The organism is Hydrogenophaga pseudoflava (genome assembly GCF_004353865.1).
Lineage (GTDB): Bacteria > Pseudomonadota > Gammaproteobacteria > Burkholderiales > Burkholderiaceae_C > Hydrogenophaga > Hydrogenophaga pseudoflava.
This window is the reverse complement of record NZ_CP037867.1, coordinates 1,745,372-1,759,917: the sequence shown is the minus strand read 5'-3', so window position 1 is coordinate 1,759,917 and position 14,546 is coordinate 1,745,372. Positions and strand designations below refer to the sequence as shown.

General features: G+C 69.8%; 9 protein-coding genes. 5 read left to right on the top strand and 4 right to left on the bottom strand.

Annotated features, from left to right (window positions below):
* Positions 1-12 precede the first annotated feature (12 nt).
* Genes HPF_RS08590 through mltB form a run of 4 tightly spaced genes read left to right on the top strand, consistent with a single transcriptional unit; the run spans position 13 to position 5,169 of the window.
* The gene (locus HPF_RS08590) at positions 13-933 is read left to right on the top strand and encodes an AAA family ATPase (RefSeq protein ID WP_133156337.1); all 921 of its coding nucleotides are present in this window, start codon (positions 13-15) and stop codon (positions 931-933) included.
* Positions 930-1,922: a DUF58 domain-containing protein gene (locus tag HPF_RS08585; RefSeq protein WP_243721707.1), complete on the top strand. Its 993-nt coding sequence runs from the start codon at positions 930-932 to the stop codon at positions 1,920-1,922. Before HPF_RS08590 ends, HPF_RS08585 begins: the two co-directional genes overlap by 4 nt.
* Complete coding sequence (locus tag HPF_RS08580) at positions 1,919-3,967, top strand: transglutaminase TgpA family protein (RefSeq protein ID WP_133156336.1); 2,049 nt, start codon at positions 1,919-1,921, stop codon at positions 3,965-3,967. Before HPF_RS08585 ends, HPF_RS08580 begins: the two co-directional genes overlap by 4 nt.
* Positions 3,964-5,169: a lytic murein transglycosylase B gene (gene mltB, locus HPF_RS08575; RefSeq protein ID WP_133156335.1), complete on the top strand. Its 1,206-nt coding sequence runs from the start codon at positions 3,964-3,966 to the stop codon at positions 5,167-5,169. Before HPF_RS08580 ends, mltB begins: the two co-directional genes overlap by 4 nt.
* Positions 5,170-5,178: 9 nt before the next feature.
* Here mltB and HPF_RS08570 read toward each other — a convergent pair whose 3' ends face one another.
* Genes HPF_RS08570 through HPF_RS08555 form a run of 4 tightly spaced genes read right to left on the bottom strand, consistent with a single transcriptional unit; the run spans position 5,179 to position 10,887 of the window.
* Entirely contained in the window at positions 5,179-6,012 is an 834-nt protein-coding gene (locus HPF_RS08570) for a transglutaminase family protein (protein WP_133156334.1), read from the bottom strand.
* Between the two features lie 45 nt (positions 6,013-6,057).
* Complete coding sequence (locus HPF_RS08565) at positions 6,058-7,017, bottom strand: alpha-E domain-containing protein (protein WP_079365925.1); 960 nt, start codon at positions 7,015-7,017, stop codon at positions 6,058-6,060.
* A gap of 12 nt (positions 7,018-7,029) precedes the next feature.
* Positions 7,030-8,469, bottom strand: coding sequence for a circularly permuted type 2 ATP-grasp protein (locus tag HPF_RS08560; protein WP_133156333.1), 1,440 nt, complete (start codon positions 8,467-8,469; stop codon positions 7,030-7,032).
* 45 nt (positions 8,470-8,514) lie between these two features.
* Entirely contained in the window at positions 8,515-10,887 is a 2,373-nt protein-coding gene (locus HPF_RS08555) for a DNA internalization-related competence protein ComEC/Rec2 (protein WP_133156332.1), read from the bottom strand.
* A gap of 125 nt (positions 10,888-11,012) precedes the next feature.
* Between HPF_RS08555 and HPF_RS08550 the strand changes: the two genes are divergently transcribed.
* The gene (locus tag HPF_RS08550; RefSeq protein WP_133156331.1) at positions 11,013-14,531 is read left to right on the top strand and encodes a transglutaminase family protein; all 3,519 of its coding nucleotides are present in this window, start codon (positions 11,013-11,015) and stop codon (positions 14,529-14,531) included.
* Positions 14,532-14,546 lie beyond the last annotated feature (15 nt).

Here is a 14,546-nt window from a genome sequence, read left to right as displayed (position 1 = left end):
AAGGTTCGCGGCATGCATGCCGACACAAAAATCAGACAGCTTCTGGACCAGCTTAACACGGTCATTGTGGGCAAATCGGCCCAGGTTTCAGACTGTGTCGGCTGTCTTCTGGCCGGTGGACACCTGCTGATCGAGGACGTTCCCGGGGTCGGCAAAACCACCCTCGCCCATGCGCTGTCGCGGTCTTTCGGACTGCAGTTTGCGCGCGTGCAGTTCACCGCCGACCTGATGCCCAGCGACCTGGTCGGCATCTCCATCTACGAACGCGGCCGCGAGGGTTTCGTGTTCCACCCCGGTCCGGTGTTCGCGCAGGTGCTGCTGGCCGACGAGATCAACCGCGCCAGCCCCAAGACCCAGAGCGCGCTGCTCGAAGCGATGGAGGAAAAGCAGGTCACTGTCGAGGGTCAGACCCGGGCCCTGCCGGTGCCCTTCTTCGTGATCGCCACCCAGAACCCGTTCGACCAGCTCGGCACCTACGCCCTGCCCGAATCGCAGCTGGACCGTTTCCACATGCGCATCTCGCTGGGCTATCCGGACCGCGCCGCCGAGCGCGAGCTGCTGCGCGGCGCCGACCGGCGCGAGCTCATCGAACAACTGCCGGCCGTGCTCTCGCCGGCCGATCTCGCACGGCTGCAGGCCGAGGTGCTGGCGGTGCACGCGGCCGAGCCGGTGCTGGAGTACCTGCAGGACCTGGTGGCGGCCACACGCTCGGGCCGCTGGTTCGCACAGGGGCTCTCGCCCCGGGCCGCACTGGCGGTGGTGCGGGCCGCCAAGGCGCAGGCCTTTCTGCAAGGGCGCAATTACGTGGCGCCGGACGACATCGCCGCCATCCTGCCGCAGACCGCTGCGCACCGCCTGGTGCCGGTCAGCGACGCCGGCCGCGGTGCGATGGAGCAGGTGCGGGCCATGATCGACGCCACGCCCATCCCGTGAGCCCGCTGGCCCCGCTGCACGCCCTGCGCCAACGGCTGCGACAATGGTTCCATGCGCGTCTGCCGCGCAGCGACACCCTGCTGCTGACCCAGCGCAACGTCTACATCCTGCCCACCCGCGCCGGCTGGATGCTGGCGCTGACCCTGCTCCTGCTGCTGGTGGGCAGCATCAACTACCAGCTGAACCTGGGCTATCTGCTGACCTTCCTGCTGGCCGGCAGTGCACTGACCGGCATGCACAGCTGCCACGCCAACCTGCGCGGCCTCACTCTGCACCTGAGCCCACCCGCACCGGTGCATGCCGGTCATGCGGCGGCGCTGGACATCCGGCTGGCCAACGAACAGGGCAAGGCGCGCCACGGCATCGGCATTGGCGTGATCGGTGAAGCGTCCGCGGGCGACACACACCTGGCCTGGACCGATGTGCCGGCCCAGGGCAGTACGCGCCTGCAGGTCGCAGCGGTGTTTGCCCGGCGCGGCCTGCACGCGCTGGCGCCGCTGACTGCGGTCACGCTGTTTCCCATGGGCACCTTCCGCGTCTGGACCGTGTGGCGCCCCGCGGCCCAGGTGCTGGTCTACCCCGCACCCGAGCCCCACCCGCCGCCGCTGCCGCCCGGTGAGCCGCAGCCGGGCTTCGCCGGCAGCGCGAGCGTGCAGACCACCGGCGAGTTCGACGGCGTGCGCGCCTACCGGCGGGGCGACCCGCAGAAATCCATCGTCTGGAAGAAGGCGGCTCAGACCTTTGCCGCCGGTCGCGACGACCTGGTCAGCCGGGATGCCCTGTCCACGCAGCGCCAGCAGCTCTGGCTGGACCACACCCGCTGCGGCGCCCCCGACCTCGAATCCCGCCTGTCGCGCCTCACCGCCTGGGTGCTGATGGCCGAGCGCCTGGGGCTGGACTATGGCCTGCGCATCCCCGGCCGCGAACTGGCCCCCGACCAGGGCCCGACCCACCGCGCCCGCTGCCTGGAGGCGCTGGCCCTGGTATGAAACTCCCCCTGCGCCGCTCCGCGTCTTCCCGCGAAAACTGGACAGCCACCTTGCCCAGGGACACCCGCGACACCCTGTTCCTGCTGGCCGTCATCGCCTGGGTCGTGATGATGCAGGTGCCGCACATTCCCGGGTGGTGCTCGGCGCTGACGGCGTGCGTGCTGGTCTGGCGCGCCTCGCTCACCCTGCGGGGCCGGCCGCTGCCCGGATGGCGCTGGCGCATCGGCCTGCTGCTGGTCACACTCGCCGCCACCTGGTGGACCCACAAGACCCTGCTCGGCCGCGACGCAGGGGTCACGCTGATCGTCGTGCTGCTGGCGCTCAAGACGCTGGAGCTGCGGGCGCGCCGCGATGCCTTCGTGGTGTTCTTCCTCGGTTTCTTCACGCTGCTGACGCACTTCTTCTATTCGCAGTCGCTGCTGACGGCCGCCGGCATCCTGGTGGCGCTGCTGGGGCTGCTGACCGCCGTCGTGAATGCCCACATGCCGGTGGGGCATCCGCCGCTGCGGCAGACCGCGGGCATTGCGACGCGGCTGGCCCTGCTGGGCGCGCCGATCATGGTGGTGGCCTTCATGCTGTTCCCCCGCCTCTCGCCGCTGTGGGGCGTGCCGGGCGACGGCATGGACGGCCGCTCGGGTCTGTCCGGAAAAATGCGGGTCGGCCAGATCGCCGAGCTGGTGCTGGACGACCGCATTGCGCTGCGTGTGCGCTTTGACGGTCCGGTGCCGCCGCAGCGCGAGCTGTATTTCCGCGGACCGGTGCTCACCGATTTCGACGGCGTCGAATGGAAGCCGCTGCGCTCGACCTTTCCGCCCCACATGGAGCTGCAGGCCAACCTGACCTTTGCGGGTGAGCCGATCCGTTACGAAGTCACCATGGAGCCGAACCACCGCCCCTGGGTGTTCGTGCTCGAAGCGGCCACCCAGGCGCCCGAGCTGCAGGGCCTCAAGGCATTCATGACGCCGGAGCTGCAGTGGTTCGTGCGGCGGCCGGTGACGGAGCTGGTGCGCTACCGCGCCGAGAGCCACACCCGCTTCCGCCACGGTCCGCTGGAGCCGTCGCTGGCGCTGCAGGACCAGATCGCGCTGCCCGCCGGCTTCAACCCGCGCACCCTGGCCTTCGCCCAGGAGCTGCGGCGCGAGCACGGGTCGGGGCCGCAGTCCGCTCCGGCGCTGATCGAGGCGGCACTCAACCGCCTGCGCACCGGCGGCTACACCTACACACTCGATCCCGGGGTCTATGGCCAGCACACCGCCGACGAGTTCTGGTTCGACCGCAAGGAAGGCTTTTGCGAGCACATCGCGTCCAGCTTCGTGATCCTGATGCGCGCGCTCGACATCCCGGCCCGCATCGTCACCGGCTACCAGGGCGGCGAGCTCAACGCCGTCGACGGCTACTGGACCGTGCGCCAGCGCGATGCCCACGCCTGGGCCGAGGTCTGGCTGCAGGGCCAGGGCTGGGTGCGCGTGGACCCCACGAGCGCGGTGTCGCCGTCCCGCATCGGTTCGTTCGAGCGATTGGTGGCGCCCCAGGGTGCCATTGGTGCCGCCCTGGGCACGCTGAATCCCACCCTTGCGCAGCAACTGCGCGACGTCTGGGAAGCGGTGAACAACGGCTGGAACCAGTGGGTGCTGAACTACACGCAGGGCAGCCAGCTGGACCTGCTGAAGAATCTGGGCTTCGAGTCGCCGAGCTGGACCGATCTGGCCTATGTGCTGATCGGCGTGGTCGTGCTGGTCAGCCTCGCGGGCGCCGCCTGGGCCCTGTGGGAACGCCAGCAGCACGACCCCTGGCTGCGCACGCTGGCGCGCGTGCGGCGCCGCCTGGCCGCACTTGGCATTGAAGCCGGCGAGCACGCCACACCGCGCGAGCTGGCGCGCGTCGCATCAGCGCAGCTCGGTGACGAGCTTTTCACGCAGCAGCTGAGTGCCTGGCTGCTGCGCCTCGAAGCGCTGCGCTACGCGCCCCACAGTCCGGACACGCTGGCCGCGCTGCAGAAACAGTTTCAACAGATGTCCTGGCCCGAACGGCAGGCAACCCCATGAGCACACGATCCCGACCCGCCCTGGTTCCCGCGCTGCTGTCCCTGTCTCTGGCCTGGACGGCCGCGCAGGCACAGACGCCGGTGGAAACCACACCTGTCGCACCCACCCTGGTACCGGCCACCCCGCTGCCCGCGGCTGAGCCGGCTGGCGAGCCTCTGGCGGCCGAGCCCCGGCCTGCTGCACCACCGCCTGTTGCGCCCGCGCCCACAGCACCTGCAGCGGAGATCACGGTGTACGCCGAGTCGCCGGCGGCCATGGCGTTTGCCGACGACCTGGCCCAGCGCCGCGGTCTCGACCCCCAATGGGTGCGTGAGCAGATCGGCGCCGCCCGCCGCCAGCCCACCGCGATCCGGCTGTCGCTGCCGGCGCCCCGCGCCGCCTACAAGAACTGGGCCGCCTACCGCGCGCGCTTCATCGAACCGGTGCGGCTGCGCGCCGGGCAGCGCTTCTGGGACACCCACCGCGCAGCCCTGGAACGCGCCGAGCGCGAGTACGGCGTGCCCGCCAGCCTGATCGTCGGCGTGATCGGGGTCGAAACCCTGTACGGCCAGCACACCGGCAACTTCCGCGTGATCGACGCGCTGGCCACGCTGGCCTTCGACTTCCCGGCCAGCCACCCGCGCGCCGAAGCCCGGGCCGAGTTCTTCCGCAGCGAGCTGGAACAGTTCCTGAGCCTGACCCACCGCACCGGCATGGACCCGCAGGCCCTGCGCGGCAGCTACGCCGGCGCCATGGGCTGGCCGCAGTTCATGCCCAGCAGCTGGGCGCGCTTCGCGATCGACTTCGATGGCGACAGCAAGATCGACCTGTTCAACAGCCCGGTCGACGCCATCGGATCGGTGGCCAACTACTTCAAGGCCTACGGCTGGCAGCCTGGCCAGCCCACGCACTACCCGGTGAGCTTCGACCTGAACACGCTGGACAAGGACGCCCTGCTCGCCCCCGACATCCTGCCCAGCTTCAGCGCAGAGAGCTTTGCCGCCAAGGGCGCCGTGCTGGAAGCCGAAGCGAAGAAACACATCGGCAAGCTGGCGCTGATCGAACTGCAGAACGGCGACCCGGCCAACGGCGGGTCGGCCCCCACCTACCTCGCCGGCACGGACAACTTCTACGTGGTCACGCGCTACAACTGGAGCAGCTACTACGCACTGGCAGTGATCGAACTGGGCCAGACCGTCGAGGCCCTGGTCAAGCGGCCCTGACCAGCGCGCTCACGCAAGTGAGATCCGCACGTCCACCGACATGTCCTCCTCGCCCCCACCTCGCCGCAGCCCCTTGACCGGCGTGCAGGCGCTGTAGTCGGTGGCAGCCGCGAGGCGAATGTGGCGTTCGTCGGTCGGGCAGCGGTGGGTCACGTCCAGGCTGAGCCAGCGGCGGTTCGCCGGGTCCACGCACACGTCCACCCAGGCGTGGCTGGCCAGATCGGGTTCGTTGGCGGCGTAGAAATACCCGCTGACGTAGCGCGCCGGCAGGCCGATGCTGCGGCACACCGCCACCATCACATGCGCCTGGTCCTGGCACACGCCCAGCCCCCAGTCGAAGGACTCGAGCGCGGTGGTTTCCACCCCCGTGCTGCCCTTGCGGTACTGCACCTTGTCGGCCACGGCGCCGGCCAGGGCCAGCAGGTCGGCTGCGCCCGGCCGTTCACCCCGCGCACGCGCGGCCATGAGACCGGGCTCCGCCTGCAAGGCCCACATGGCCATGCGTGGGTACGGCTCGGCCAGCGGGGTCGAGCGCAGGTAGAAGCCTGGCGGCGGCAGGGTCGGCGCATCGGTGAACTCGGCCACCCCGTGGGTCACCACGGTGCCCCGGGCGGTGACGCTGTTCTCGCGCAGGTTCTTCTCGGGCCGCGCGGAAAGCGAGAAGCTGTGCACGCGGTTGCCCTCGATGTCGGGCTGGCTGCACAGGGTGCCGGGCACGCGCAATTCCCAGTGCTCGACGCTCTGGCAGGCACTGCTGACCGGCCACAGGTGCAGCGACTGCACCGTGTAGAGCAGCGGCTGGCTGTAGCGGAAGCGGGTGTGGTGGTGGATGACGAGTTTCATGCGGGCTCCGGTTCGCGCCGGGGACCCGCATGGTACCCGTCCGGATCAGTGACTCGGCACCAGGAAGTCCTGGCTGATGCGGCCGCCGAGTTCGTTTACCCGGTCCAGGAACTGGGTCAGGAAAGCGTGCAGGCCGGTCGAGAGGATCTCGTCGATGCGCGCGTACTGCAGGTCGGCCTTGAGCTTGCCGGCGCGGCGCTGGGTTTCGGCCGATATCTCGTTGGCCACCACGCTCAGGTTGGCCACCACCTCGTTCATGCTGGCTGCCAGGCTGCGCGGCATGTCCGGGCGCAGGATCAGCAGCTCGGCCACGCGCTCGGGCGTGATCACGTCTCGGTAGACCTTGCGGTACACCTCGAAGCCGGAGACGGAGCGCAGGATCGCGCTCCAGTGATAGAAGTCGTACTCTTGGTCCTGCTCGCTGGCGGCACCGAAGAAGTCGCTATGCACCGCGTGGAACTTCACATCCAGCAGCCGCGCCGTGTTGTCGGCGCGTTCCAGGAAGGAACCCATGCGGTAGAAGTGGAAGGCCTCGTCCTGCAACATGGTGCCCACCGCCACGCCACGCGACAGGTGCGAGCGGTGCTTGACCCATTCGAAGAAGGCGCCCGGGTCGCGCTCGAAGTCCCTGGACTTGAGGTATCCCGCCAGCTTGAGCCAGGTGGCGTTCTGCGTCTCCCACAGCTCGGTGGTCAGCGCGCCGCGCACCGCCCGCGCGTTCTCGCGCGCCGCGCGCAGGCAGGACACGATGGACGACGGGTTGGACTCGTCGCGCACCATGAAGTCCATGACGTTGCGCGGCGTGATGTCATGGCCGTACTTGGCGGTGTAGCTGGGCATGAGCTCGCTGATCGACAGCAGGCCCTGCCAGCCCACCTGCGCCACCGCGGCGGACTGCGGCAGCAGCGAGGTCTGGTAGTTCACATCGAGCATGCGCGCGGTGTTTTCGGCCCGCTCGGTGTAGCGGGACATCCAGAAAAGGTGGTCGGCGGTACGCGAAAGCATGTCGTGTCTTTCTCAGTTTTCCAGAATCCAGGTGTCTTTCGTTCCTCCGCCCTGAGAGGAATTGACGACCAGTGAGCCTTCCTTGAGCGCGACGCGCGTCAGGCCACCCGGCACCATCTGCACCTCCTTGCCCGAGAGCACGAAGGGGCGCAGGTCGATGTGGCGCGGCGCGATGCCCTTCTCCACATAGGTCGGGCAGGTCGAGAGACTGAGCGTGGGCTGCGCGATGTAGCCGTCGGGCTTGGCCTTGACCACGGCGCGGAACTCGTCCACCTCGGCTTTGGTCGCAGCGGGGCCGACCAGCATGCCGTAGCCGCCCGCGCCGTGCACCTCCTTGACCACCAGCTCGGCCATGTTGTCCAGCATGTACTTCAGGTCATCCGGGTTGCGGCCCATGAAGGTGGGCACGTTGTTGAGGATCGGTTTTTCGCCCAGGTAGAACTCGATCATCTTGGGCACGTAGGGGTAGATCGACTTGTCGTCGGCGATGCCGGTGCCCACCGCGTTGCAGATGGTCACGTTGCCGCTGCGGTACACGCCCAGCAGGCCGGCGCAACCGAGCGTGGAGGTCGGGCGGAACACCAGCGGGTCGAGGAAGTCGTCGTCCACGCGGCGGTAGATCACGTCCACGCGCCTGGGGCCCTTGGTGGTGCGCATGTAGACGAAGTTGTCCTTGACGAACAGGTCCTGGCCTTCGACCAGCTCCACGCCCATCTGCTGCGCCAGGAACGCATGCTCGAAGTAGGCGCTGTTGTACATGCCGGGCGTGAGCACCACCACCGTGGGTTCGGCGGTGGTCGCAGGGCTGACCGCTCGCAGGGTTTCCAGCAGCAGGTCGGGGTAATGCGCCACCGGCGCCACGCGGTTCTGGCCGAACAGGTCGGGGAACAGCCGCATCATCATCTTGCGGTCCTCGAGCATGTAGCTCACGCCGCTGGGCACGCGCAGGTTGTCTTCGAGCACGTAGTACTCGCCCTCGCCTTTCGCATTGGGCGCGCGCACGATGTCGATGCCCGCGATGTGCGAGTAGATCTGGTTGGGGACCTGCACGCCCATCATCTCGGGGCGGAACTGCGCGTTCTGGAAGACCTGCTCGGCCGGGATGTGGCCGGCCTTGATGATCTCCTGCTCGTGGTAGACGTCGTGGATGAAGCGGTTGAGCGCGGTCACGCGCTGCACCAGGCCGGCCTGCATGCTCTTCCACTCGTGCGCGGGAATGATGCGCGGGATCAGGTCGAAGGGGATCAGGCGCTCGGTGCCGGCGCCGTCTTCGTCCTTGGCGCCGTACACCGCGAAGGTGATGCCGACGCGGCGGAAGATCATTTCCGCCTCCTCGCGGCGCGATGCCATGACCTCCTCGGGTTGTTGTGCCAGCCACCGTGCGTAGTTCAGGTAGTGGGCCCGCACCTCGCTGGGCGAGGCGTTCATTTCGTCAAACATCGGTCGGCTCATGGGCTTTTTCTCCTGCACCCAGCATAGCAAGGAGCGGGCCAGTGGTCACCCGCCGGGGTCCGCCTCATCGCCCTCGTCCGCCACGGGCGCACCCGGATGGTGCCAGTAGCGGCGCACGGCATCCCGGTGGCAATGCACGCTCAAGGGCTCATCGCTGCGCCACAGAGCCGCACCACATTGGGGCGATGTCACCCACCGCATGCCCCGCGCGTTGTAGCGGTCCCGGACCACCGGTGCCGGGTGCCCGAACTGGTTGCGGTAGCCCGACTGGACCAGCGCCACCGAAGGCCGCAGGGTGTTGAGCAGCACCGGGCTGCTGGACGATGCACTGCCGTGGTGCGGCGCCAGCAGCAGGTCGGCCCGCAACTGCGGCTGCGCCAGCGCCAGCCGGGTTTCGCGCTCGGCGTCCAGATCGCCGCTGAGCCAGGCCCAGCGCCGGCCGTTGCCCACGCGCAGCACGCAGGACATGGCATTGCTCGGCAGCCGTCCCTGGCCGGCGGCGTCGAAATGTTCGGGCGACGGGTGCAGCAGTTCAAAGTCCACCCCGTCCCACCGCCAGCGCTGCCCGGCCAGGCAGCGCTCGCCTTCACCGGACGAGGACAGCCAGCGCGCCTGCGGCCAGGCGGCGCGCACCGCGGCCGAACCGCCCGAGTGGTCGCTGTCGCGGTGGCTCACCACCACCGTGTCGGGCGTCTCGCCCAGCGCGCGCAGCAGCGGCACCACCACCCGGTCGCCGGCGTCGCTGCCCGGGCCGTAGCGCGGGCCGGTGTCGTAGAGCAGGCTGTGGCCGGCGGTGCGCACCAGCACCGCGCTGCCCTGCCCCACGTCGACCGCCAGCACCTCGAACTCACCCATCTTGGGCCGGGCGGGCGACCAGGCCAGCATCGGCGCCAGCAGCACCAGACCAGCCGAGCGCAGGGACCAGGGCAGGCGCAGCACCAGCAGCAGCCCGCCGGCCACGCCACTCAGCGCCAGCGGCAGGGGCGGGATGGGCTGGAACAGCGTGGCCCAGCGCCAGTTGCCGAGCCACTCCAGGCACGCCACCAGCCCCTGAACGGCCCACGCCGCCAGATCCCACAGCGGCGGCACGATCACGCCCAGCATGGCCAGCGGCGTGACCACACCCGTCACCCAGGGAATGGCCAGCAGGTTGGCCACCAGCCCCGCCAGCGACAGCTGCCCGAACAGCAGCACCCCCAGCGGCGCCAGCGCCACCGTGACGACCGCCTGCTCGCGCAGCAGGCGGCGCACCGGCCCCGCCTTCTGCCGAGATCCCGAAGCGAACAGGATGCCCACCGCCACAAAGCTGAGCCAGAACCCCGGCTGCACCAGCGCCCAGGGGTCCAACGCCAGCACCGCCACCATCGCCAGCAGCCAGACCAGGGGCCAGGGCCACTGGCGCACGCCCTGCCGCAGCCCCACCACCAGCGCCAGCATCAGAACCGTTCGTTGCGCCGGCACGCCCCAGCCCGAAAACAGCGCGTAGGCCGCCGCGGCCGCCACACCACCCCAGGCCGCCGCCCGCGGCGCCGGCACCGCCAGCAGCACACCCGGCCACGCATGGGCCCAGCGCCGCCAGCCCCAGCCGATGCACGCCGTGGCCAGCCACGCAAACACGGTGACATGAAGACCGGAGATGCTCATCAGATGAGCCACACCCGTGTCGCGAAACAGGGTCCAGTCGCTGCGCTCGATCGCCGCCTGGTCGCCCACCACCAGCGCCGCCAGCACACCGGCGCTGCGCGGGTCCTGCACACGCGCAGCGATGCGGTCCGCCACCCACTGGCGCGCCGCTTCGACCGGGTGGCCGCCGCTGGCGCCGAGGAACACCGGCGCCGTGTCGCGCGGGCCATCGCGCAGGTAGCCGGTGGCGCCGATGCCCTGCTCCCAGAGCCAGCGCTCGCGGTCGAAGCCTTGGGGGTTGGAGGCACCGTGCGGACGCTTGAGACGCACCGTCAGCCGCCAGGCGTCGCCCGCGCGCCAGGTGCGTCCCGCCCCCCGACCCCGGAAGTCGCTGATCAGCAACCGTGGCGGCAGGTCCACCGCCTGGCCGTCCCGCGTCGCCGATTCGACGGTGAACTCGAAGCGGTCGTTGTCGGCGCCCCGCTGGGGCATGGTGGCCACCTGCCCGGTGACCACCAGGTTCACGCCCTCCAGACCGGTGGCCAGCGCCTGCGCCTGGTGGCGCGCAGCGCGCAGGCCCGTTGCTCCGGCCGCCGCGAGCGCACCCGCCAGCAGGGCGGCGCCCAGCGCAAGCCCGGCACGTCGCCTGGCCCCGACCCGTGCAGCAACGCCGGCCAGCAAGAGCGCCGCCGCCAGCAGCCCCGCGTACCCCGCCACCGGCCACAGCCGGGCCTGCAGCAGTTGCAGGGCCACGCCCAGCACGGCACCGGGCAGCACCGCCCACAGCGGGTGCATCAGCCCGCCTGCCAGAGGGCCGTGCGCCGTGGCGCGGGACTTGCTAGTTTTTGTCGAACGCGCGCGGCAGCCCGCCCTGACAGCGTTTTCATTGTTTGTGACTCCCTGTTGAAAGTGACCCCAGCATGGCCATCCATGTCGCCCTGAGCCACATCACCCATTATCGGTACGACCGCCTGGTCAAACTCGGCCCGCAGGTGGTCCGCCTGCGCCCGGCGCCGCACAGCCGCACCAAGGTGCTGTCGTACTCGCAGAAGATCGAACCGGCGGGCCATTTCATCAACTGGCAGCAGGACCCGTTCGCCAACTACCAGGCGCGCCTGGTCTTTCCCGAGCCGACCACCGAGTTCAAGGTCACCATCGACCTGGTGGTCGAGATGGCGGTGCACAACCCGTTCGACTTCTTCCTCGAACCGCGCGCCGAGAAGTTCCCGTTCACCTACGACGAGGCCCAGCAGCAGGAGCTGGCGCCCTACCTCGCCGCGGCGCCGCTGACGCCGCTGGTCAAGAGCTACCTGGAGCAGGTCGACCGCAGCGAGCAGCGCACCATCGACTTCCTGGTCGGTATCAACCAGAAGCTCTGGAAGGACATCGGCTACACCATCCGCATGGAGCCGGGCGTGCAGACGCCCGAAGAGACGCTCACGCTCAAGAGCGGCTCCTGCCGCGACTCGGGCTGGCTGCTGGTGCAGCTGCTGCGCCACCTGGGTCTGGCGGCGCGCTTCGTCTCGGGCTACCTGATCCAGCTGACCCCCGACGTGAAGGCCATCGACGGCCCCAGCGGCCCCGAGCAGGACTTCACCGACCTGCACGCCTGGTGCGAGGTGTTCCTGCCCGGCGCCGGCTGGATCGGCCTGGACCCGACCTCGGGCCTGCTGGCCGGCGAAGGCCACATCCCGCTGGCCTGCACGCCGCAGCCCTCCAGCGCCGCGCCGGTCGAGGGCGGCGTGGACAAATGCGAGGTCGAGTTCAGCCACCACATGGCCGTCACCCGCATCTACGAATCGCCGCGCGTGACCAAGCCCTACACCGAAGACCAGTGGGCCGAGGTGCTGAAGCTGGGTGAGCAGGTCGACGCCGATCTGGTGAGGGGCGACGTGCGGCTGACCCAGGGCGGTGAGCCCACCTACGTGGCCGTGAGCGACCGCGACGCCGCCGAATGGAACACCGACGCGCTGGGCCCGACCAAGCGCGGCTACGCCACCGAGCTGCTGGGCCGCCTGCGCGAGCGCTACGGCGACGGCGGTTTCGTGCACATGGGCCAGGGCAAGTGGTACCCGGGCGAACAGCTGCCGCGCTGGGCGCTGTCGGTGTTCTGGCGCGCCGACGGCGAACCCTGCTGGGGCAACCCAGCCCTGCTGGCCGACGAGCGCGACGAGGCCCACTACAGCGCCGACGACGCGCAGCGCTTCACACAGGCGCTGGCGCGCCGGCTGGGTCTGTCGACCCAGTACATCACCCCGGGCTACGAGGACACCTGGTACTACCTGTGGCGCGAGCGCCGCCTGCCGGTCAACGTCGACCCGTTCGACAGCAAGCTCGACGACGAGCTGGAGCGCCAGCGCCTGCGCCGTGTGTTCGGCCAGGGTCTGGACGCCACCGTGGGCTACGTGCTGCCGCTGCAGGCCTCGGGCCACGGACCACTGTCTAACAACGGCAAGAGCGCCTACCACCGCGTCAGCGGCACGGTTTGGTCCACCGGCCCCTGGTTCTTCCGCGATGAGCGCATGTACCTGATTCCCGGCGACTCGCCCATGGGCTACCGGCTGCCGCTGGATTCGCTGCCCTGGGTGTCCATGGGCGACTACCCCTACCACATCGAGCAGGACCCGCACAGCGCGCGCGACCCGCTGCCCTCTGGCGCGGCGCTGCGCCACCAGGTGCACCCGTACACCGTGGGTGGCGGTTTCGCCGAAGGCGGCACCGTCTCGCTGCAGGGCACCGACTGGTTCGACGAACAGGGGTCGGGCAACGAAACCGAAGCACTCGGCCTGCGCCGAGGCCAGCCGCACCCGGCCTCTTCGCCGGCGCAGCAGCTCTCGTCCCGCTTGCCGCAGCGCGGCGAGTCGGCCGCCTGGCTGACCCGCACCGCGCTGGTGGTGGAGGCGCGCGACCCGCAGCGCGCCAACGGCCCCAAGGCCGAGAAGGCCAGCGGCGGCAAGGTCCAGCACCTCTACGTTTTCATGCCACCGATGCAGCGGCTGGAGGACTACCTGGACCTGCTCTCGGCGGTGGAGGACACGGCCGAGCGCCTGGGCATGAAGATCGTGCTCGAAGGCTATCCACCGCCTCGCGACCCGCGCCTGAAGATGCTGCAGGTCACGCCCGACCCCGGTGTGATCGAGGTCAACATCCACCCCAGCAGCAGCTTCGAAGAGCTGGTCGAGCGCACCGAGTTCCTCTACGAGGCCGCGCACCAGACCCGCCTGTGCGCCGAGAAGTTCATGACCGACGGCCGCCACACCGGCACCGGCGGGGGTAACCACTTCGTTCTCGGCGGCGCCACGCCGTCGGACTCACCCTTCCTGCGCAAGCCCGAGCTGCTGGGCAGCCTGGTGGCCTACTGGCACAACCACCCCTCGCTGTCCTACCTGTTCAGCGGCCTGTTCATCGGCCCGACCAGCCAGGCCCCGCGCGTGGACGAGGCGCGCAACGACCAGCTCTACGAGCTGGAGATCGCGCTCAACCAGATCGAACAGAGCCGACAGCGCCACGGCCAGGACATGCCGCCCTGGCTGGTGGACCGCACGCTGCGCAACATCCTGATCGACGTCACCGGCAACACCCACCGCAGCGAGTTCTGCATCGACAAGCTCTACTCGCCCGACTCGTCCACCGGCCGCCTGGGCCTGCTGGAGCTGCGCGCCTTCGAGATGCCGCCGCACGCCCGCATGAGCATCGCCCAGCAGCTGCTGCTGCGCGCCCTCATCGCGCGCTTCTGGCAGCAGCCCTGGCGCGGCCAGCTCACCCGCTGGGGCACCGAGCTGCACGACCGCTTCCTGCTGCCCACCTTCATCCGCATGGACTTCGAGGACGTGCTGGCCGATCTGGCCGGGGTGGGCTACCGCTTCGACATGGCCTGGTTCGAGCCGCACTTCGAGTTCCGTTTCCCGCTGGTGGGCCAGGTGGCCGCGCGCGGCATCGAACTCACGCTGCGCAACGCGCTGGAGCCCTGGCACGTGATGGGTGAAGAAGGCGCACCCGGCGGCACGGTGCGTTATGTGGACTCGTCGCTGGAGCGCATCGAGGTGCGCGTGAGCGGCTACAACGACAGCCGCTACGTGATCACCTGCAACGGCCGCGCCCTGCCCCTGCAGCCCACCGGCACCGCGGGCGAACACGTGGCCGGTGTGCGCTACAAGGCCTGGAACCCGCCGTCGGCGCTGCACCCGTCGATCGGCGTGCACGCGCCGCTGACCTTCGACATCGTCGACACCTGGATGCACAAGTCGCTCGGCGGCTGCCAGTACCACGTCGCCCACCCGGGCGGCCGCAACTACGACAGCTTCCCGATCAACGCCTACGAGGCCGAAAGCCGGCGCCTCTCGCGCTTCTTCCAGATGGGCCACACCGCGGGCAAGCTGGTGGTGAACGCGGCGACACCCAGCCGGGAGTTCCCGTTCACGCTGGATTTGCGCCAGTGATCGCAGCCACGGGTC

What these genes read in the sequence shown, in the direction of transcription:
- HPF_RS08590 (WP_133156337.1), top strand. Translation starts at nt 13, where the DNA reads ATGCATGCCGACACAAAAATCAGACAGCTTCTGGACCAGCTTAACACG.
- HPF_RS08580 (WP_133156336.1), top strand. Translation starts at nt 1,919, where the DNA reads ATGAAACTCCCCCTGCGCCGCTCCGCGTCTTCCCGCGAAAACTGGACA.
- mltB (WP_133156335.1), top strand. Translation starts at nt 3,964, where the DNA reads ATGAGCACACGATCCCGACCCGCCCTGGTTCCCGCGCTGCTGTCCCTG.
- HPF_RS08570 (WP_133156334.1), bottom strand. Translation starts at nt 6,012, where the DNA reads ATGAAACTCGTCATCCACCACCACACCCGCTTCCGCTACAGCCAGCCG.
- HPF_RS08565 (WP_079365925.1), bottom strand. Translation starts at nt 7,017, where the DNA reads ATGCTTTCGCGTACCGCCGACCACCTTTTCTGGATGTCCCGCTACACC.
- HPF_RS08560 (WP_133156333.1), bottom strand. Translation starts at nt 8,469, where the DNA reads ATGAGCCGACCGATGTTTGACGAAATGAACGCCTCGCCCAGCGAGGTG.
- HPF_RS08555 (WP_133156332.1), bottom strand. Translation starts at nt 10,887, where the DNA reads ATGCACCCGCTGTGGGCGGTGCTGCCCGGTGCCGTGCTGGGCGTGGCC.
- HPF_RS08550 (WP_133156331.1), top strand. Translation starts at nt 11,013, where the DNA reads ATGGCCATCCATGTCGCCCTGAGCCACATCACCCATTATCGGTACGAC.